This window comes from Rhizobium sp. Root1220 (assembly GCF_001426265.1).
Lineage (GTDB): Bacteria > Pseudomonadota > Alphaproteobacteria > Rhizobiales > Rhizobiaceae > Rhizobium.
In genome coordinates, this window is record NZ_LMDG01000005.1 from 107,913 (window position 1) to 125,764 (window position 17,852).

A 17,852-nucleotide genomic window follows, 5' to 3' on the forward strand; every position below is an offset into this window, starting at 1 on the left:
ATTGCTTAGGAGAACGTGACGTTGATCGTGAACGCGATGCTGTCGCCCGATGCCAGGTTGATCGCCGAAAAGTCGCCATAGACGTCCATGTTCCCGCCCGTCGGGGGCGAGCCGGAGCCGACAGCGTCAAAGACACCAACTTCCGTGATTGCGCGCGTGCCGGCAGCCGTAAGCGTGCCGGTGAACGTGATCTTGTCGTTGGTGACGGTCGTGGTGCCCTGCGCAGGCGTAGCGGCTGCACGGGCCTCTGTCGTCGATGTGGTGGTGACAACGTTCGCAGTCTGAGCAGCTGCCGAACCGGTGCCCCACTGAAGCCACCAGGAGGCAGCGGCGAGAAGCTGTGTGATACGCGCCAGACCGGCGTTCTGAACTCGTGCGACCATCGCGGCGTGCTCCTGTTATGCCTTGCGGCCGATGAGATGTTGACGGATGCGCCATGCCAGACGGCGCAAGGGATTCCTATGCCAGTAGGTCAGCGTGCCGAGTTCCTCGACCGTGCCGTCTGCGCGTGTGATCACTGCGGTGATACGGGCCTCGCGCATCTTCGTGTTGGTGAGCATTCCGCCGCTGATCATGGCCGTTCTCCCGAAATGAGGAACCCCGGCAGTTGCCCGCCGGGGTGTTGATTACGAAGCGAGCTTCGCGTCGATCAGCTCTTTCAGCTTCACGTTCGAGATGTTGCCGGGAAAGTCGGTGATGCCGAGTTCGGCGGCCTGCTTCTTGAGGTCGTCTCGCTCGGAGGAGCCGCCAGCCTTCAGCTTTGCCAGTTCGGCATCGCGTGCGGCCAACTGCTTCTTGAGGTCGTCGATCTCGTTTGCCGTGTCCGCTGCGACGGCCTTGAGTGCAGGGCCGGACGTTTCCGGGTCATCCGTGTAGGAGCCCTCGACGTTGAACCAGCCGGCAGCCTCGATGTGCTGCTGCTCGCGAGCGTATACTTCGACCTCGACGGCCTGACCCGGATCGACAAGAACCGGACCAGAGATAGCATTCAGGCCGCGCGGGCCTGGCTGGGTATTGGTGAACTTCATGGCTGGCTCTCCTCAGATGCCGTCGAGGTAACGGACGGACTTCGGACGGCGGATATCGACCCCACCGACACGGAAGATACCGGGAACATCGAACTTGATCGGACCCGTCTGCCAAGCCGGCAGGAAGCGGAAGGGCATCGGCAGATGCATCTTCACGACTTCAGGCGAACGACGGTAGGCGACCATGCGCTTCGTGCTGCCGGAACCGGCGGTGTCGAGGTAGCCGAACATGCCGCGGATGGTCAGAGCCTGACCGGTCGTGCGGGTGTAGATGTTGTTCCGTTCGACCCATTCCAGAATGGTGGTCTGGTTGACAGCATCGATACGGCGCGTCGACAGATCGAGAAGCACCGCATACGGGAGGAGGATGGTATCCGCGATCTCAGCACCGAGCGTACCGGTGAAGATACCGGTCAGCTGGCCGTTGATGTCGCGAAGAACCTGGTCGGGTGTCTTGCTGGCGAAGGTGGTCGCCGAACCGGTGCCGTCTGCCGGAGCAGTGGTGGCCGTCGGTGTCGAAGCGTTCACCAGGCCCGTGAGGCCCTTCGTGGTGTCACCGATGAAGGAGACGCTATCGATCTTCTCTTCGGCAATGCGACGAGCCAGCGAAGCCTTGTCTGGCGACAGGTTCATGCCGAGCAGCTGGGCGGTGCCAAGCTCCTCGAGATTGTACCCGTAGCCGATCGCAGCCATGCTGACGCCGGTTTCGAACTTCTCGCGGGTCAGTTCGACCTTCGGAACGTCCTGGGCGTTGCCGTTGAACCACTGCGCCTGGCCGACGCCGTCCATCGAGAAGTAGGTGACGGACTGGATCCACTCAGGGGCGGAGGTGTCGACGGGGATCAGGGACGGATACTGGATGTCCTGATACCGGATCGCATAGACCGTCGGCTCGATGAGCGAGGCCTGACGGATAAGGAAGCTCATCGCGACCTGCTGAGCGTCCTGCATGATGTGTGTATTCATTGGAGATCGCTCCTGTTAGCCGAGACGCAGAGCAGCGAGGGCAGCACCGGAAGTGCTGGTATCCCACTGAGCGCCCGCGATGAGGGTGTTGCCGGATGCGGAGTTCGTCAGAACGCCGGTAGCCGGGACGTAGTAGACGGGGTCGCCGACAGCGACCGCGACCGATGCCTGCACGACGATGACACCCTTTTTCATCAGGGCGACATTCGAGTACTGCTCGTACTTGCCGGTGGGCTGCGTCGTGTCGAGCACAGCGATACCTGTGAACTTGACCGTGGCTTCGGAGTCCACGACCTGGTTGTCAGCGGTGCCCTGCACGCCGACCTTGCCGAAGCCGATGCCCTCAACGTCTTCCGCAACGCGGGTAACGATGACGTTCGGCTCCATGTTGAGGACCATGCCCTCGATCCAGCGGGCGTGCTGGGCTGCGTAAGTGGTCTGAACTGCAGGCATCAGGCTGCTCCCTTCGACTGGTTGCCCATCCATGCCGTGGACATGTCAGTGACCATGGAGGTGTGAGCGGCGTTGCTGGTGTTGTCGGTCGGCTTGGGGCCGTCCTTCATGACTGTGGCGAACGGATCGGCCGTCTTCTTCGCGTCCTCGACGAGAAGGTCGAAGCGAGCGTCGATGTAAGCCTCTGCCTTGCCGGCAATGGCTGCGTCACCGATCTTGGCGACGACGACAGCCTTGCGGATGTCAGCGTCAGAGAGACCTTCCGTCTTCACGTCCTTGGCGATTGCCTTGGCGGCGGTGACGAGGTCGGCGCGAGCCTGTACCCGCTTGTCGAGATCGGCGTCGGAGAGCACCTTGGCCTTCATGGCGTCGAGTTCGGCGTCCTTCTTGGCCATTGCAGCGTCGTGAGCCGCAACAACTGCCTGGTGCGCCTTGTCGGCGTCGGCGAGCTTGGTGTTGGCATCAACAAGCCGGGTCTGCAGCGTGCCGATGACTACGGCGCCCTGGTCGGTCACCTCGACCGGGATTCCATCGACGGTTACCGTCTTCAGGGTCATGATCTTTTCCTCTTTCGGTTTCTGATCACTGGTGATGGGGGAAATCCCCCAGGCAGTCGCACCGTCGCCGATGCGGACTTTCGAACCGGCACGCCCCGCCGCTACGATAGCGACGTGGTTGATCCGGATATTCTTCTGAATGGCGTCGTAGGCCTCGCCGTCGGGCGTCTTGCCCGCCGTGAAATCGAGATCGCAGGTGTATCCGGCGGACAGTTCCTGCTTGCCGGACTCGATGTCCTTGATGGTCGCCTCGTCGCTGACCATGAGCGGGACGCGGAGATAGATGCTCTCCCCGACGATCTCGTCTCCGGTCTGGCCGACTGCGTATTTCTTCCAGTTGTCGGACGTGACCAGTTCCGGCGGGTGATCATTCGTCACAGGGCGGTGAGCGGCGCTCTTCAGCGTGTCGGCTGCGAACACCTCGACACCGGGGCGATATACCTTGACCACGCCCATATCGGGCTTGCCGACTTCGGAACCGAGATAGGCCTGTATGCCGGTCCGCGCGATGCGAGCGTCGGCGATAAGGTAGCCGTCTCCGGTCCGGCGCGTTCCTGCGACGGTTACAGCATCGGTGAATTGCATTATGTTACCTATCTGGATGGTGGGAGGCGCAGATGCAGGCGATGTTCAAGGTATGCGAGCGAGGAAAGACCGGTCACGTGCTCGGCCGAGTGACGATAATGTCCGGCGGCCACACACTTGATGAACAGGTCTCCGAGGCGCGCCGCGTCGCCATAGAGCAAGGGATCGTCAAGAAGGACGACCTCGACAAAGTCGTTTTCGTCTACGTCGACTGAGTATTGCCAATCTTCGCTTCATCAGTCACAACATTTCCATGACCGACGAACAGTTTCGAGCACTCCGGCAGTTGATCCTTGAGCAAAACTCAAAGATTGCGGAACTGACCTTGGAAGTCCGGCGCTTGAAAGAGTCTTTCGAGACCACCGAGGTAATCGTCGTCGAGGACGAGCGGATCGGCTTGGACGGTCTCGAAGATCTGCTTAAAACTCGACGATCCCGCGGGCCAAACAACGGCAATTGATCGGCTGCCCGGGTGGTAAGCCGTTCTCAGCGCCGGTTGCCTCACCCCATTTGTAGGTGTTTCCGTCTAGGCTTCTATGCCGTGGTCGGACTCTCTCGTCATGGCTGGTAAGCCAGCTGTATGACGTCACTCCTGCTTGCTGCTGCCTGATCCGGTTCAGATCGCTGTTCAGCTTTGATGTCTGGTCTCTAGCGATCAGCCTGGCTCGCCGATCAGTGATGCCGAACTGTTCCTGCAGAGACTTCCGAAGTGTCGTCACCGAGTTTCCGGCGATGCTGCTGGCATATACCGTCTGCTCGACCCGCTTCACGACGTCATCGGCCAGGCTCTGTATCAGCGAAGTGTTCCGCGCAACTGCTGCCTGCAGGTACTCGGCTAGATCCTCCTGCGAGACGACCGCTTGCAGATTGATCCCGAGTGCCCGCTTGGCCGTTGCCATGAAGGCTTCGGTATGGCGCTCCGCTTCCAGATCGAGGATGCGGTTGACCGTGTTCGAAGCGATCCGCTGCAATTGATTGGCCAGCGCCTGAAGGCCACCGAACCAAGACCTGTCAGCATCGCCCGTGTAAGCCCGTGCAGCGCGTTTCTGCTCCTGTTCAGACTGGTAGAGCGGGATGATGCTCTCCCGCGTCATGGAGGCGATCTGCGTCAGCATGGAGCGCAGGGCGGTGTAGTACTGCTTCTCTGCCGACAGCCTCACATCGACGGCCGGCAGTTCAATCTTGGTGCCCTTGGGCTTGTCAGCCAGCTTGGCTATGGAATAGCGGAGCATTAGGCGCCCTTGATCTGGCGAAGGCGCATCTCCAACGTGGCCGCATCGTCGCGATCGAGCGCGATCACGATGCTTTTCTTCGCGCTCTCCGCATATACCATCAACGCTTGGCGGATTTCAGCGCCGGTGAACGTATCGATCATTCCACCCATGACATATTCGATGGTAGCGATGGTACGCGCTACCATCTCAATGTCGCGAGTGCAGATAGCAACCTTCCAGTCTTCGTCTGCAACGCCTGTCTTCCACTCCTTGCTCATGCTTCGCTGATCCTCGCCTTCCAGTTATCGTCAACCTCTTTGAAGATCTCCGGACCGAGGATGATTTCACCGCGGTACGGCTCGACCTTCGAGAGATCCATGCCCTCCGGTATCTGCCACGTGATAGTGACGTGTGGCTGATAGTCCGGATAATCCGTCTTGGCACCGAGGCGCTTGATGTCCTCGTGGCGCCAGGTCAGACGCGAGCTTGCGAATTGCAGCACGACAGCCTGCCCGAATTGCTCCATGAGGCGCGGACCACCGGCAAGGATCTTGATGGTGTTGCCACTATCGGCCCACTCGATGTCATTCCCGACCTTGATCCAGTCGAGCGGCGTCCGAGTGTGTATGATGGTGACGTGCAGGTCTTCTTGAACCGTATCGAAGCCCTGAGCCTTCGCCCACTTCTTGATATCGCCGGCGTTGACCACGTCGCGGTGAATGTAGAGCGTGCGAGGAGCGGCATCATTCGCCTGCTGGCGCGTCTGCTGCTCATCTGGCTCATCGGTCGCTTCTTCCTGCCCGAGATCGAATTCCCCTGCGGCATCCGTGTCAGCAACTGCCTGATCAAGACCGGGATAGAAGCCCGATTCCACGAACTGGTTAGTCGCTACAGTGCGCAGCTCTTGCGGCGTGAAGGTGCCGGCCTCAGTCAGGATCTTGACCGTCTCGGCGTTCATCTTGCCGATTTCAGCCTGTTCCTTCTCCGTCATCTGCTTGAGCGGAGACCACTCGTAGAAGACTTCCGGCGGGCGGCTGCCGAGTGCGGAGCGGATCAGGCACTCATCGAAGCGGTAGAGCGCGGGTGTGATCTCCAACTGCTGGATGGATGACACCCGGTCATAGTAGTTGTTCATGTCGGATTCGCCGGTCGATGACATGCCGGCCGGAGACTGGCCGAGAAGGCGCGTCACCGGGATATCAGCGGCACCAGCTGCCATCTGAAGGAACGACTGCATCACTTCCGGCAAGGTGGCGAAACTGATCGTCTTGCGCTCGTATTCCTCTTCCTTGTCGAGGATCAGCGCTCGGTTGATGCCCTTGGCCGTAGCGGCCAGCATGAAGCGGTCGAGCAGCCGCTGCGAATAGGTAGGGTCCGACAGGCTGTTCATGAACTCAGGAATGCGGAAGACGTCGACATTGGCCTCGAACACAAGGCTGGCGATATTGGCCGCCGTGGCGTCCGCATTCTTCATCGCCGAATAGACGGCTTCGATGATGCTATCGCCCCAGCCTTGGCTTGGGCCCATGGACAAGATCTGGTCACCATGCGGCGCACCGATGAACACCACCATCCGGGAAGGATGAATGCGGACCATCGACTGCGCGCCGGTCGCCTCGTAATAGGCTGGCTTGCCGTAGAACTCCGAAAACACGTCCTGCTCGATCGGGCCTGCGGTCACATCGCGGCGTGTCAGCACCGTGAGGTACTTGATTCCACCCTTGGCGATGCGCTCGACCTGCAACGGCTGCATGAGGTTTTCCTCGCCTGTCCCGATGAACAGCGCAGCGCCACCCCACAGACGGGCCTTGACCTTCGCCTCGAGCAGTTTCTGCCAGAAACCGAGCCGGTTCTGCTCTGCCTCGATAAGCTCGATCTGGTCCTGCTCTGCCTGCCAGTCACGCCCCTTGCGGACCGCGTCCATGGCCGGGATATCGACAATCTTGCGACCGAGCCAATTGCTCTTGTAGATCGCCGCCAGCTGGTAGTCGTCGATGTACTGGATGCCGTAGGACGCCGTCGACATCTTGTCGCGCAGGGGATCGCCAAGGCCCGCAACGACAGACCGTAGGCTGTCATTGGCCCTAAGCTGGATCACATCACCCATTGCGCTTCTCTCTTCTGATGTTCGGCGGGTTCTTGACTGTGTCTCGGACGATCGACGGGAGGGCTTTCACCACTCCCTTGATCCCTGCCTTCTTCCGGGCATCGGCGATCATCTGCCGGCGCTTCTCACAAGGTCCGCAGGCCATGGTCATCCAACGTTTGCAAGGGTGTAGGAGGAGCCCAGCGCCAGCTCGTTCAGAGCGTCGGCGAAGGCGTCCACCTGGTCGTCATTCGGAGCATTCGGGAAGGAACAAACCTCATCGAGGAATATGTCGTTCCATGAACCGCGCAGCAGCTTTACGTTTCCAGCCTCCGCCTGAGCCGAAGCCGGTTTGGCGCGAACGCTTTTCTCACCTGTGGGCCGGATGGTGGCCACATTGTAACCCGCAAGCAGCTTCACTTTGGTAGCGGCATCCGACTTACCGGCCGCGCCGGGATCTTCAGGCATCCTTATCCGGACCATGATCCCGTCTTGGCTTGCCGTGTTTTTCAGGTTCTTCTCGACATCGGCAGGCGACCACTGATCGCGCCTTACATCCTCGATGTAGAATGTGCCCCCGTGGTAGGCCATCCGAAGCCCCACGGTCCAGTCAGGCTTCTTGCCCGGCTTCGGCTGCGTTGCCGCGAAGTCCCAAGCCCTGCAGCGTTTGGCGCCTGTCGGTACCGCATCAACGATCTCGAAGTCACCACGCTGGAACATACCGCCAGATCGAGGTGTTGGCCGCTGCTGATACTGACCAGAGTAGGCATATGAACCCTTGGCCTTCTTGAGCCGTTCGATCTCCGTGGCCGGAAAGCGCTCAGGAAACAGCAGTTCCCCGTCTTCCGTGCGCGGGTCTTGGAAGAACAGTTCACCATCGACGTACGTCTGGCACTTGGCTTCTGGCTCGAACTCCATCGGCAGGTTCAGGTGAATGAACCCGATATCCAGTTCTTTCGCGACCGCTGCAACGTCCTGCTCGTGAAGACGCTGCATGATCAGCACAATGGCAGATGTCGTCACGTCGTTCAGTCGGTCCGAGATACCTTCTCGGAAGATACGAACCGCAGCCTGCCGCTCGGTGTCGCTCTCCGCCGTCTCTGTCGAGTGCGGGTCATCGATCTTTACCCGATCACCGCGACCACCGGTCATAGAACTGAACGGGCGGGCCTCGCTGAAACCACTTCCGACGTTCTCGAACTTGCCCTTGGCGTTCTGGTCATCCCGCAGCTTCAACGCCCATATGGCTTGAAACTTATCGCTTTCGATCAGCCGGCGGAGCTTGAGGTTGTCGCGCAGCACGTTCGGCTGGCTGTAGGATGTAGCGAGCACCTGAATGTCAGGACGTTCGCATGGTCCCCATTCCCAAGCCGTCCAGAACACCATAACCAATGATTTCATCATGCCAGGCGGCACGGTCATCATCAGGAACTGTATCTTGCCCGCGGTTACCGCTTCCAGATGCTTGCACATCGCACGAAGCGCCCAGCCGAACCTCAATTCCTTCTTTGGCTCAAGGATCGACCAGAACTCTTGTATGAACCCTTCCAGCGTCTGGCATCTTGCCCGAATGCGTTCAGCGTCCTTGGCAATGCGTTCCCGCTCTGCCTCGGCTCTACGCCTCTCCTTCTCCGCCCGGATCGCCCTCATCATCTCCGCTGGCGCCGGCAAGCGGGCCAAAGATGGCTTCGAGTGCATTGAGCTGTTCATCCGATACGTTGGTGAGGTCTACGGTCTGGATAGGCCCGCCACCGCGGCCCGTGTGCTGAACGCTGGCGAGCTTGGCATGCATGTAAGGCGCTGCGTCTTTCGCGATCGAGGCTGCAGCATCCCAATCATTCTTCTCGGCGTGTGCGCGCATTGCCTTCAGCATCACCTCCAGAGGCGTCAGTCCGTCAGCCGATGCCTTGTCCGCAATCTCGCGAGTTCGCTTCGTGGCGGCTCCTCTGGGGCGCCCTGCACCCTTCCTTGGTCCACCGCGCATGATTTGATTTCCGCTTTGATTAAATTCAGAAAGTTGCCGATAACCTGTGGAGAAGTCGAACAACGTGGGGAACGTGAACAACTACGGAACTTCGAGCCGCGTTTGGTTGCAATCAAACTTGACGGAATCGCCTGTTTCCAACTTCATGGTTGTGCAACCATAGAAGGAAAGCCAAATGGCTCAAGTTACCTACCCTTGTTACTGGCAGAAGAAGGACAACGGCGGATATTGGTATTGGATCTACTACGCGAAGAACGGAGAAGAGATCAGCCGCAGTAGTGAGAGTTACGTCAACAGGAGCGATTGCACGCACAGCATCACTCTAATGATGAACTCAGCGTCTGATCAAATCTTCTTCACCGAGTGACGTTACATCGGGGCAGACGGTAGCGTGTCTGCCCTATAGTCCCGGCGCGCCGCATTCTCTGCAAAGCTGCGGAGCCCGCCAAACTCCCTCACCCGGCGGCTGATACGACTGGCAGCCGGAGAGGAAGGCAAAGATGATGATCAGCCACAGAACCTTGCAGGCAATGTGCAGCGCTTGATCCTGGGCGAACGTCGTCTTGCCGCGCACCTTGGCCTCGTCGATGACCGTGTGTGCCGCCCACTCTACCAGCCCGAGCCATACGTTGGCCGTCACAAGGGCCACAGCGGCTCCCTGGATGCCCGCGTGAGCTACGAGATGGTAGAACCGTAGCGGCCCCTTGGCCTTGGCGTCCGAGAGGAACTGGCCTTGAAGCGGATAGTCGCATAGCCAGTGCGCCCCGAGGAGCATCAAGGCGAGCATTAGGATTGTCTCGATCAGCATGCAGGCTCCTGAAATGGAAAACCCGCCACCGGTTGGGGTGACGGGCTGTGATACGTGCCTACCTACAGGCTTACGGAATGATTGCCCTAGTCGGCCCCCTCAGGGCGTCTGGCTACAAGGACTTTTCCAGACCCGTTACCCAACTACGGCTATCTTCGGCGGCCGTCGCCTACCACGAGAGTCGAAGCAACAATGTTGCCGCCTCGCTTTCTCGAATTGGCTCCAGAGGCCTCGGCGACACCGTATCTCTGGCTTATGGCGCCCCGTGAGGGGAATAGCTGGCACCCGCGAAGGTCAGCTAATTTCTATGCCGCCTGCTTCCTGCGGGCTTCGCGTTGCCGGCGGCGTTCGTTCTGTGCGTCTGCCCAGGAGAAGTCTCTCAGGCTGGTGTCGAAGCTGAAGCAGTCATCAGCGCGCCAAACTTCGATGATGGACGTTTTATCGCTGTTTTCGGGGGTGTTTGTAAAGTCGCCTTCTGCTTCATTTTCGTTATGCTGCAATGGCTTGCGGTCGAAAGCTCGCAAAATACATTTAATTGCGGAGTCTTTCCGCCAATCTCCAAGCTGTCGACTGACGCCTTCGACGGTCCGGCACCACTTTGCGAAAGCCTGTCCACCGGCCTCGGCAGTGGCCCATGCCCACAGTGCGCGGCGCTTCTTGGTATCCGGTATCAGCTTGATCATCTCCATCGCTGCTTCCCAGATGCCGACGTCGTTGGTCGTTGCGCGGAGGTTCTTCGGGTCGAGCCATGCCCAGTTGGCCGCATGCAGTTCTTCTTCCTGCCAATGGTTCATCTCGGCGAATGTATGGACGTAGCCCATATTCATTGCCTTGAGCTGTGCCGGCTTGCCCGTGCTGGGCAGCTTGCGTTCCACCTCGGCTGCTCGCACGAAGATCTCGGTGATTTCAGCTTCCGTCATGCGCTCATTCTCCGGTCATCTAATAGTTCCATTTGCGGGTTGCCAAACACCCGGCACGCCCGCTCCCAAATCAGCCCCACCAACGCAGCACGTTTGTTCGTTATACCATCCAATCCCATGCACCAGAACTGCAGGCCTCCTACTGGCACACCGTCGAAGAAGGCAAGGAACCGGGAGACATCGCGCTCCATGATCGACGGGTAGTTCTTCTTGAAGGCGAGGATTATATCGCTTGTTGCCCACAGGCCGGTCTCGTCGAGCGCTGTATCGTTGTTGGCGGTCTCTACCAGTGTCATGACCACGAAGCGCGCGTGCGGCCTTCCATGGCGTCTCCTGATGCGATCCAGAGAAGCCACGGCCCTTGTCTGCCCATGCTTGGGCATGACGTTCTTCGGTACGATCTCGACGCCGAACTCTTCGAAGATGGCAATGGCTTCCGGGTGATCCGTCATAGCATCCCTTTCGCCTTCTTCTCGGCGATCCGCCGCACCGCGTGGAGTCCAGTCGTATGATCACGTCCACCGAATAGCCGCCCCAGTTCAGGGTAGCTCATCTCCGGCTTAACGATCGTCTTCAACTCCCACATGATAAGCTGACGGTAGTCGACGAGCGGGTGAGTGCGTCTCAGGCCGCATAGAGCCTTCATGGTGATGCCAAGCTCTTTGCAGCGGCTGCGCATATGGGCCTTGCACGGCGACAACATCCGTTCTCTCCACTCGATCACATGAGCATCGAACTTGATGGGCCACTTGCGCCACATGGGAGACCGTGGGCGAGGCTTTGGCTTGTCAGGCGCTGCGACAGCAATCATTGGCTGTTTGCGCTGTGGTGGCCTGCCCATAAGCCGCTGGTGAACGGCGTTCGCGCTTGCGATGATCTCTGCACCGGATGTGTAGTTTCGAGCGGCGATGTTCATGCTGCGGCACTCCTTACGATCTCGCGTTCAAGCTCGTCCCGGGTCGTCTGGAAATCCCGGTGAAGGATCGCGATCCCTCCCTCTTGCTGCCAGGCCTTGGTGTTGCGCTCAAAGTCATCAATGAGGATGTCTCCACGCGAGTGCATGAACAGCGGCTTATTGCGTCCGCCCATGACCGGCAGGACGTGGCAGGTTGTCGATAGATGCTCCCTCACCCACTCCCGCTTCTGACGGGCTACGTGGGCATAGTTCGAGCTGGGGCATGCGGTGAGGATGATCGGGCTGAGCCATGAAATCCGATCAAAGAACTCTTTGGCGCCGGGGCACTGTGGCATGTCGCGGAAATATGATGGATGAGCGTTGATCGTCGCCCACATGGTATCGTCCGCCAAGCCGCGATGGTCGACACCGAACAGCGCCGGGAAGTGAGCGTCGAAGTCAGCCATGACCCCGTCCAGATCAAGATAGACACGTGGCTGCTTCATGCTGATGCTCCTACCCTCTCGACCTGGATAACCTTGCCTCCCTTGCGGAACAGGCGCTCTGCCTTGCACTTGGTGAGCGCCTTCTTCGTGGTCGGTCCGCTCAGTGTCTCGGAGACGATCGGGCTGTTCATCTCGCGAAGGAATTCCTCCTTGGCCGCCGCGTCAGCTTCGTCTTTCGTCGAGAAGATGATGTCGTGCTTGCCATTGCGGACAATCCGGTTCTCGCCGTGGTGATAGAGGCGATACCAGGCTATCCAGCCGGTCGGGCTACGATGCGCGCCGAAATCACATTTGTTGCTCATGCTGCCACCTTCCGCTTACGCCGTAGTTCGCTTGTCCTTTGCTCGACACGGGCAATGGTCATGAGCACCGGCTTTAGTTCGTCCGGCGCCGTGTCGTAGGCCATGACGCGGGTGGCGCGTCCTCCGTTCAGCCGAGGCAGGACGCCGCGGGGGATTGGCAGCCAGTTCGATGGATCTGTATTGAGTCTGTTGCCGTTCACGCACTTTAGGCACATGCCGTCAGGCACGGGGCCATTGGCCTTTTCCCACTCATGCAGGTGCTTCAGCACATAACGGCGCTCGTAGCCGGTGTGCGGGTTGATATCATCGATGCTGACTTCGACATAGCCATCTTTCGACACGCGCTCATGGCCAAGATAGTTGGTGTTGTGCGGGGTATCCCCCTTCTTGAACTGCGTCTTGCGCGCGTTGGGGTGCCGGCCACCTGTCCCAGGCGGGCAGATCTTGCCTTTGTTGAAAGGTGTTTGCCCCGCCGCGAAATGCCCTGTCCTGCCTGTCTTCCAGCCTCGGCGCTTGCGCAGCGCATGCAGGTTGCCGGCCGACACGTCATATCGAGAGAACTCCTTGCAGAAGGCAGCATGATATTCGCTGATCGGGAGAAGCCGGTTGGTCTCCAGCCAAGCCATTTGCTCGGCGCTGTAGACGATCCAAGTCCCCTTCACTTGTCGCCTCCATCGGTGATGGCAGCAACCTTGCCGTCGATCGTGTCCGGCTGCCGGAAGATTGTCGGGAGCATTGGCTTGAAGCGATCACCATGGTTGGCCACCAACGTTGCTGCCTTGAGGGAAAGATCAGAGTTGCGAATTAGCTGCTCGCTGACCGCGACAATGGCGTCGGTGCGCTTTACCTCGGTCTCGATCTGCTCAGTTGTGAGGTTTTCATCGCTCAGGCGTTCAAGCTGGCTGAACAGGTGGTTGTTGAGGTCGATCAGTCGGTTTTTCATCTGCTTCTCCAAACATCTTCTGGGTCGATTCCTTCGGCGGCCATGCGCTCCACCGCTACCCGTTGGCGAGCGTCATAGTTCTCCCAATGCTCTCTTTGCTTCTCCGCCCCCCACTGGTCCCACGTCGTGGCTCGGTCGAACTTGTCGCCGAACCGCTTTTCCTGCCGCCAATGCAAGCAGTAGCTCGGCCACCAACGAGTTAGCTTGCCTTTGCAGCCGTCCTTGCTGTCGATATGGCGAGCGATTAGCTGTTCGATCTGATCCGGCTCGGTCTCAGGACCTCCAAAGCTGCGAAAGCCTGTTTCAGACCAATAGGAAGCCCCTGGGGGCTGCACGGTGTAGGTCTGCCAACCGAAGCTGAAGAGGATCAGTGTGGGGATGCCACGCACCTCAATCTCAACTGGGTCTAGTTCATTCATGCCGATCTTCATCACGTGGGCTTCGCCATAGGCGCGGGTCATGAAATCGCGGCGAGGCGGCGGCTCATATGGTTTCGGTGTGGGTGGCGGCGGCTCCATGAGGGCCAGTAGGGAAAGCTGCTGCATCAGAACAACTCCGGCGGCCGCTCTGGGCGCATGGACACATAGCGGGTGTATTGGGCTTCGAATTTCATGGTCTCGCGAACGTTGGGATCACCGAACCGGCACTTGATCGAGCCGATTTCAGCGATGCCCTCGATCTCGGATCCGAACACCTTGTTGATCTTCTTCCAGTCGGCGTCGGTCGCAGCGGTCGCCACGCGATCGGCTTTGTATTTCTCAGCGCGATACAAATAGATGATGCCGTCGTAGTCGGCCTTGGCACCCTCCCCACCATACAGATCGGCTGATATTGGCCGTGGGTTGTCTCGACGGGTTCCGAAGCTGTTGCGCTGGTTCAGCACGAGAAACGCGCTCTGGGTCTCGTCTGCGAGCGCCTTGAGCTCGACTGTGACTTCACCGGAGATGCGGTCCGGCGATAGCTTCGGGTCGCGAGGCTTCACCTTGCCGATGTGGTCGAGCACGATCAGCGGAGTCTTGCCGTTTGACCGCTTCTTGATGAAGCGACGGGCATAGGCCGTGAGCTGCGTCACTCCTTCCCGCTGGCAGCGGATGATTTCCAGCGGCTGCCGTTCGATCCACGTTGCGAACTGGACGCACCTGTCGCGCTCGCCCTCGTTCATGAGCCTCATCGGCTCGTCCTGCTGCTTGACGCTGATGCCGTGCACCTGGGCGATCATCTGCCGGATGCACTGGTAGGCCGACTGGTCGTAGGAGAGGAAGAGAACCGGATGACCTTTGACTATGGCATCGTGGATGATCTGGATCGTCAGGGATGTCTTGCCCTCGCCGGACGAGGAAAGCAGCCCGTAGAGGTTCCCACCGGCGAACACCGTTTCCGACAGAACGCGGCTGATTTCTTGAAGGCCGATCGGGACACCGACCACGCCATCTCGCCGACTGGATGCATTGAAGGCCGCGAGGTACTGAGAGCCAGGAGATTTGATCGCCTTCGATTCCGAAAAGCGCGACAGCAGATCCTTCAGCCGTTGCTCGAGCCCTTCGATCTCGTCGCCGAGCGTCAGCAACGTATGGCCTTCCTGAGCGAGGTTGGCGATAAACTCGGCTTCTCTTGCCAACTGCCGGGACATCGATGCCCCTTTGACAATCTGGACCTTCGCGTCGAACTCCTGCGGGATAGTGTAGAAGCCGGACTTCTGAAGACGGTTCAGGTATTCCGCCGGGGTGATGTCGAGCCCCTGGGCCGCCCTCGGTACGAATGACTTGAGCGTGGTGGCGTCAGCGATCTGATGGCCGCTGCAGAGCTGCTGGATGGACGAGTAGATCGTCTGGTGAAGGGATTCGGAGAAATCGTGCGGCTCGAGTCCGCAGGCAACGAGATAGTCATTCTTGCACAGGATGCCGGCCAGTATGCCTTCCTCGGCTTTGAACACGTCATTGTCCGAGATGCCGTCCATCAGGCGTTGATCTGGGGTGAAGTCGCGTTGAAGGGCGTTCATGCGGCTTCTCCGAACTTCCCGGCTTCGTCGCCGAAGTGATCCCAGCCAGGCCGGTTGGTGCGGGAGTAGAGCTCGAGGCGGCGCGCGTTCGGCATCAGCTTCTCAGCGGCGCGATAGGCTTCCTCTGGCTTGCGGGAGTGTTCACGGGCGAGACCGGTAAACCCTGAGCGGACCGACTTTGATGTCTTCGGCTTGCCGCGCGTCCCGATCAGGAAGGGCTCATTGCTCGATCTCAGGACGTAGCCGGTTCCGAAAGCGATCTTGCCGTGTACAGTCGTCTTGAGCCAGGTGCCGGCAGTCTTGAACTCGAACCCTTGCGCCTTCATCACTGTGATGGCCTTGTCGAGCATCGGGTTTATTGCCCACATCCAATGGACGCAGTTGGCGGTGCAGAGATCGAGGACCGGCAGAGCCATGATCTCGTCGAGCGGCATCACACGGTAGTGGGCCTGTGCCGACTTCCCCTCGCCTTTGCTCGAGCGGAGTTTGTAGCCCCAGGCGAAGTCCGACATGATGAAATCATAGGAGTGAGGCTGTAGGTCGCCCCACGGCCAGTTGAAGAGCCTCATGCTGCGCTCCTCCGGAACAAACCGGGGTGCGAAATGATTGGGTGTCCAGAAAGGAGCCAGCCATGACAATCATCCCGACCGAGCCCGATCCAGGACCTAAGCCCGGTCCCCTTCCGGACCTGCCGCCTGATGTTCCACAGCCTCCGCTCGAGGAACCAGAGCCCGACGTCATTCCGGAGGACATTCCGACCTATCCGGACGAGCCCGACCTTCCGCCGAATCCAATGTGAGTTGATGAGTGTGGTCACGCCGCGCTCCTCTTGGCTTCGAAAGCACCTGTGCGCAGGTCCATGAACCGCTGCTGCATCCATTTGATTTCTGGGATGGCGCAGTTGTGCCAGCATGTGCAGATGCCGATCGCCTCGGCTGCGTCTCTCTGCTCTGCCTTTGTCGACGGCAGGCCGATCGACTCCCGCTGGGCATAATCGATCGCGAGGTCTTTCCAGTCCTTGCCCTCGGGTGGCTTGACGCCCTTCCCGAAATAGACCGGCCGCCAGGACACGGCAGCTATGGTGCCGAAGGCGATCCCGCGGATCTGGCACACAGCGCTGATCGCCCCGAAGATCCCGGTGAGCTGAAGCGCGGCCGGGTTGATGGTCGAGATCGTCTCTTCCTTGCCGGTGAGGTCGACTTTACCCTTCTTCTTGAACTGACGGACGCCGTGTTCGGGCCGCTCTATCGCGACGAAGTCGGGATTGTGTTCCTTGAGGAGCCGATAGAAGAGGTTCGCCGCGACGGGATACTTCGCTTCCCATTCCAGCTTGTTGCCGTCGTTGTTCTCGGCGACCGAGAATGTGCCACACCGGATGGAAGCACGATGCTTCTTGCTGTCACGGACAGCCCAGCCAGAGCGCGTTGCAAGATCGAGGCCCATGATGATCAAAGCGCTGCCCTCCCGATGCTGGAGGCCTTGCGCTCGCTCTCAGTGCCTCGCCCGCGAGTGAGAGCCGCGTGTTCGGCGCAATACGAACCCTTAAGCCGACGGGCGCCGCAGCAGAGCATGTGAGGCCCGATATTGTCGTCGATCGGGAACTTGCAGTGATGCGCTTCCAAAAGGGCGAACTCTACCGGCACGACGACTTCAGGAACCACAGGCTCGGCAGAGATAGCCGGAGCATCGATATCCTGCAGATGGCTAATCGCCCGGGGCAAATGCGATACTCGCCTTGCCGATCTGGTCTGAGCAGTCTGCCTGGATGGTTTGCCGCGACTGCCGGCCAATGCGATCTGCATGCGCAGGGCCTTGCCGATGACTGCGTTTCTGGAGGTTCCGATCCGCGCGCCGATCTGGCTGGCGGAATGCCCCTCATTCACCATCTGGCGAAGGATGGCGACGTTCTGATCTGTCCAAGAGAATGGAGTGCGGAGCATGTCGATCTCCTCAAACCAGCGACTGAAGGCGCTTGAAGTGGCGCTCGACTGCCATGTACGGCATCTTCATGATGGAGGCGCAGGCCGCGACCTTGAACTTCCGGCGCATCAGGCCGATCAGTTGTGTGTCATGCTCGGGAAGCCACCGGTGCGTTGATCCGGGCCCGCGCAACCGGATACTCGCGTCCTTTATGGCGTTGCCCTCTGAAGGGGCGGCCATGACGATCTTGTAGCCCTTGCCCCAGACAGTCTCGATGACGAGCCCGACGTCGGCCAATGCCGGACGGATCTTGCAGATGAGCACATCCACGATCTTGATATCCGGCCCCTCGCCGTGGTGGTTGAGGAAGACCGCGTCGTAGATGTCACCCTTGTCGGCCATGAGCGGGAACCGGTCGATCAGGTACTTCGCCAGGTTGAATTGCTGGCGGCTGAGCTTCACCGTCATGGTGCCATTCGTGATCTGACAACCGATCGGGTCGGCGAGGACCGTACCCTCTTCGACAAACTGGAGGCAGCAAGGGCAGATGATTGAGTTGCGCTTGGCTGCTGTATCGAACTCGTGGTTTGCTACATCCGCGTCCATGGGAACCTCTGAGGGGAAGAAGGGCGCCGCATTCGCGCGGCTAGTTGGGCGGCTCAAGCCTTGGGAGGACGGCGAGCCGC

29 protein-coding genes are annotated in these 17,852 nt (G+C 59.6%); 4 read left to right on the forward strand and 25 right to left on the reverse strand.

What is annotated here, in order from left to right; all coding sequences use genetic code 11:
• Positions 1 to 5: 5 nt before the first annotated feature.
• The 6 genes from ASC90_RS06280 to ASC90_RS06300 are packed head-to-tail and all read right to left on the reverse strand — an operon-like array spanning position 6 to position 3,589.
• Entirely contained in the window at positions 6 to 383 is a 378-nt protein-coding gene (locus ASC90_RS06280) for a hypothetical protein (protein ID WP_056536946.1), read from the reverse strand.
• Between the two features lie 15 nt (positions 384 to 398).
• Positions 399 to 575 carry a hypothetical protein gene (locus ASC90_RS28685; RefSeq protein WP_156392856.1) on the reverse strand — a complete coding sequence of 59 codons (177 nt, stop codon included), beginning with the start codon at positions 573 to 575 and terminating at the stop codon, positions 399 to 401.
• Positions 576 to 626: 51 nt separating this feature from the next.
• Positions 627 to 1,028: a hypothetical protein gene (locus ASC90_RS06285; RefSeq protein ID WP_056536949.1), complete on the reverse strand. Its 402-nt coding sequence runs from the start codon at positions 1,026 to 1,028 to the stop codon at positions 627 to 629.
• 12 nt (positions 1,029 to 1,040) lie between these two features.
• Positions 1,041 to 1,994, reverse strand: a complete 954-nt coding sequence (locus ASC90_RS06290) for a major capsid family protein (RefSeq protein ID WP_056536954.1) — start codon at positions 1,992 to 1,994, stop codon at positions 1,041 to 1,043.
• A gap of 15 nt (positions 1,995 to 2,009) precedes the next feature.
• A complete protein-coding gene (locus ASC90_RS06295) occupies positions 2,010 to 2,447 on the reverse strand; it encodes a capsid cement protein (RefSeq protein WP_056536957.1) in 438 nt (145 codons plus the stop codon).
• Complete coding sequence (locus tag ASC90_RS06300) at positions 2,447 to 3,589, reverse strand: DUF2213 domain-containing protein (RefSeq protein WP_056536960.1); 1,143 nt, start codon at positions 3,587 to 3,589, stop codon at positions 2,447 to 2,449. Before ASC90_RS06300 ends, ASC90_RS06295 begins: the two co-directional genes overlap by 1 nt.
• 32 nt (positions 3,590 to 3,621) lie before the next feature.
• Here ASC90_RS06300 and ASC90_RS06305 point away from each other — a divergent pair, with 32 nt between their 5' ends.
• Together ASC90_RS06305 and ASC90_RS28690 are read left to right on the forward strand one after the other, a co-directional pair.
• Positions 3,622 to 3,804: a hypothetical protein gene (locus ASC90_RS06305; protein WP_056536963.1), complete on the forward strand. Its 183-nt coding sequence runs from the start codon at positions 3,622 to 3,624 to the stop codon at positions 3,802 to 3,804.
• Between the two features lie 38 nt (positions 3,805 to 3,842).
• Positions 3,843 to 4,049: a hypothetical protein gene (locus ASC90_RS28690; RefSeq protein ID WP_156392857.1), complete on the forward strand. Its 207-nt coding sequence runs from the start codon at positions 3,843 to 3,845 to the stop codon at positions 4,047 to 4,049.
• Here the strand turns inward: ASC90_RS28690 and ASC90_RS06310 are convergent.
• From ASC90_RS06310 to ASC90_RS06330, 5 genes are all read right to left on the reverse strand, one after another.
• Positions 4,009 to 4,821, reverse strand: a complete 813-nt coding sequence (locus tag ASC90_RS06310; protein WP_056536966.1) for a minor capsid protein — start codon at positions 4,819 to 4,821, stop codon at positions 4,009 to 4,011. The genes ASC90_RS28690 and ASC90_RS06310 overlap by 41 nt on opposite strands.
• Entirely contained in the window at positions 4,821 to 5,081 is a 261-nt protein-coding gene (locus tag ASC90_RS06315; protein WP_056536969.1) for a hypothetical protein, read from the reverse strand. Before ASC90_RS06315 ends, ASC90_RS06310 begins: the two co-directional genes overlap by 1 nt.
• The gene (locus tag ASC90_RS06320) at positions 5,078 to 6,910 is read right to left on the reverse strand and encodes a phage portal protein (RefSeq protein WP_056536972.1); all 1,833 of its coding nucleotides are present in this window, start codon (positions 6,908 to 6,910) and stop codon (positions 5,078 to 5,080) included. The genes ASC90_RS06315 and ASC90_RS06320 overlap by 4 nt, the downstream gene beginning before the upstream one ends.
• A 147-nt stretch (positions 6,911 to 7,057) precedes the next feature.
• A complete protein-coding gene (terL, locus tag ASC90_RS06325) occupies positions 7,058 to 8,542 on the reverse strand; it encodes a phage terminase large subunit (RefSeq protein ID WP_056536975.1) in 1,485 nt (494 codons plus the stop codon).
• A complete protein-coding gene (locus ASC90_RS06330) occupies positions 8,505 to 8,873 on the reverse strand; it encodes a hypothetical protein (RefSeq protein ID WP_056536978.1) in 369 nt (122 codons plus the stop codon). Before ASC90_RS06330 ends, terL begins: the two co-directional genes overlap by 38 nt.
• Before the next feature lie 175 nt (positions 8,874 to 9,048).
• On the opposite strand from ASC90_RS06330, the gene ASC90_RS06335 reads away from it, so the two are divergent.
• A complete protein-coding gene (locus tag ASC90_RS06335) occupies positions 9,049 to 9,240 on the forward strand; it encodes a DUF1508 domain-containing protein (RefSeq protein ID WP_056536981.1) in 192 nt (63 codons plus the stop codon).
• Between the two features lie 33 nt (positions 9,241 to 9,273).
• Here the strand turns inward: ASC90_RS06335 and ASC90_RS06340 are convergent, their stop codons facing one another.
• The 11 genes from ASC90_RS06340 to ASC90_RS06390 all read right to left on the reverse strand — a co-directional run bounded on the left by ASC90_RS06340 (position 9,274) and on the right by ASC90_RS06390 (position 15,815).
• Positions 9,274 to 9,681, reverse strand: coding sequence for a DUF3307 domain-containing protein (locus ASC90_RS06340; RefSeq protein ID WP_056536984.1), 408 nt, complete (start codon positions 9,679 to 9,681; stop codon positions 9,274 to 9,276).
• Positions 9,682 to 9,986: 305 nt separating this feature from the next.
• Entirely contained in the window at positions 9,987 to 10,601 is a 615-nt protein-coding gene (locus ASC90_RS06345; RefSeq protein ID WP_056536987.1) for a hypothetical protein, read from the reverse strand.
• A complete protein-coding gene (locus ASC90_RS06350) occupies positions 10,598 to 11,053 on the reverse strand; it encodes a hypothetical protein (RefSeq protein WP_056536991.1) in 456 nt (151 codons plus the stop codon). The genes ASC90_RS06345 and ASC90_RS06350 overlap by 4 nt, the downstream gene beginning before the upstream one ends.
• Complete coding sequence (locus ASC90_RS06355) at positions 11,050 to 11,517, reverse strand: helix-turn-helix domain-containing protein (protein ID WP_056536994.1); 468 nt, start codon at positions 11,515 to 11,517, stop codon at positions 11,050 to 11,052. Before ASC90_RS06355 ends, ASC90_RS06350 begins: the two co-directional genes overlap by 4 nt.
• The gene (locus ASC90_RS06360; protein WP_156392858.1) at positions 11,514 to 12,002 is read right to left on the reverse strand and encodes a hypothetical protein; all 489 of its coding nucleotides are present in this window, start codon (positions 12,000 to 12,002) and stop codon (positions 11,514 to 11,516) included. The genes ASC90_RS06355 and ASC90_RS06360 overlap by 4 nt, the downstream gene beginning before the upstream one ends.
• Positions 11,999 to 12,304 (reverse strand): hypothetical protein, encoded by a 306-nt coding sequence (locus ASC90_RS06365; RefSeq protein WP_056536997.1) that lies wholly within the window; start codon positions 12,302 to 12,304, stop codon positions 11,999 to 12,001. The genes ASC90_RS06360 and ASC90_RS06365 overlap by 4 nt, the downstream gene beginning before the upstream one ends.
• Entirely contained in the window at positions 12,301 to 12,966 is a 666-nt protein-coding gene (locus ASC90_RS06370; protein WP_200950854.1) for an HNH endonuclease, read from the reverse strand. The genes ASC90_RS06365 and ASC90_RS06370 overlap by 4 nt, the downstream gene beginning before the upstream one ends.
• Positions 12,963 to 13,247, reverse strand: coding sequence for a hypothetical protein (locus tag ASC90_RS06375; RefSeq protein WP_056537000.1), 285 nt, complete (start codon positions 13,245 to 13,247; stop codon positions 12,963 to 12,965). Before ASC90_RS06375 ends, ASC90_RS06370 begins: the two co-directional genes overlap by 4 nt.
• Complete coding sequence (locus tag ASC90_RS06380) at positions 13,244 to 13,792, reverse strand: hypothetical protein (protein ID WP_056537003.1); 549 nt, start codon at positions 13,790 to 13,792, stop codon at positions 13,244 to 13,246. The genes ASC90_RS06375 and ASC90_RS06380 overlap by 4 nt, the downstream gene beginning before the upstream one ends.
• A complete protein-coding gene (locus ASC90_RS06385; protein ID WP_056537006.1) occupies positions 13,792 to 15,246 on the reverse strand; it encodes a DnaB-like helicase C-terminal domain-containing protein in 1,455 nt (484 codons plus the stop codon). The genes ASC90_RS06380 and ASC90_RS06385 overlap by 1 nt, the downstream gene beginning before the upstream one ends.
• The gene (locus tag ASC90_RS06390; protein WP_056537009.1) at positions 15,243 to 15,815 is read right to left on the reverse strand and encodes an MT-A70 family methyltransferase; all 573 of its coding nucleotides are present in this window, start codon (positions 15,813 to 15,815) and stop codon (positions 15,243 to 15,245) included. The genes ASC90_RS06385 and ASC90_RS06390 overlap by 4 nt, the downstream gene beginning before the upstream one ends.
• 62 nt (positions 15,816 to 15,877) lie before the next feature.
• Here ASC90_RS06390 and ASC90_RS29250 point away from each other — a divergent pair, with 62 nt between their 5' ends.
• Positions 15,878 to 16,045: a hypothetical protein gene (locus tag ASC90_RS29250; protein ID WP_200950855.1), complete on the forward strand. Its 168-nt coding sequence runs from the start codon at positions 15,878 to 15,880 to the stop codon at positions 16,043 to 16,045.
• Positions 16,046 to 16,059: 14 nt separating this feature from the next.
• Here the strand turns inward: ASC90_RS29250 and ASC90_RS06395 are convergent, their stop codons facing one another.
• Genes ASC90_RS06395 through ASC90_RS06405 form a run of 3 tightly spaced genes read right to left on the reverse strand, consistent with a single transcriptional unit; the run spans position 16,060 to position 17,772 of the window.
• Positions 16,060 to 16,689: a hypothetical protein gene (locus tag ASC90_RS06395; RefSeq protein ID WP_244480332.1), complete on the reverse strand. Its 630-nt coding sequence runs from the start codon at positions 16,687 to 16,689 to the stop codon at positions 16,060 to 16,062.
• A gap of 5 nt (positions 16,690 to 16,694) precedes the next feature.
• Positions 16,695 to 17,186, reverse strand: coding sequence for a GcrA family cell cycle regulator (locus tag ASC90_RS06400; RefSeq protein ID WP_056537015.1), 492 nt, complete (start codon positions 17,184 to 17,186; stop codon positions 16,695 to 16,697).
• Between the two features lie 10 nt (positions 17,187 to 17,196).
• Complete coding sequence (locus tag ASC90_RS06405) at positions 17,197 to 17,772, reverse strand: helix-turn-helix domain-containing protein (RefSeq protein ID WP_056537018.1); 576 nt, start codon at positions 17,770 to 17,772, stop codon at positions 17,197 to 17,199.
• Positions 17,773 to 17,852 lie beyond the last annotated feature (80 nt).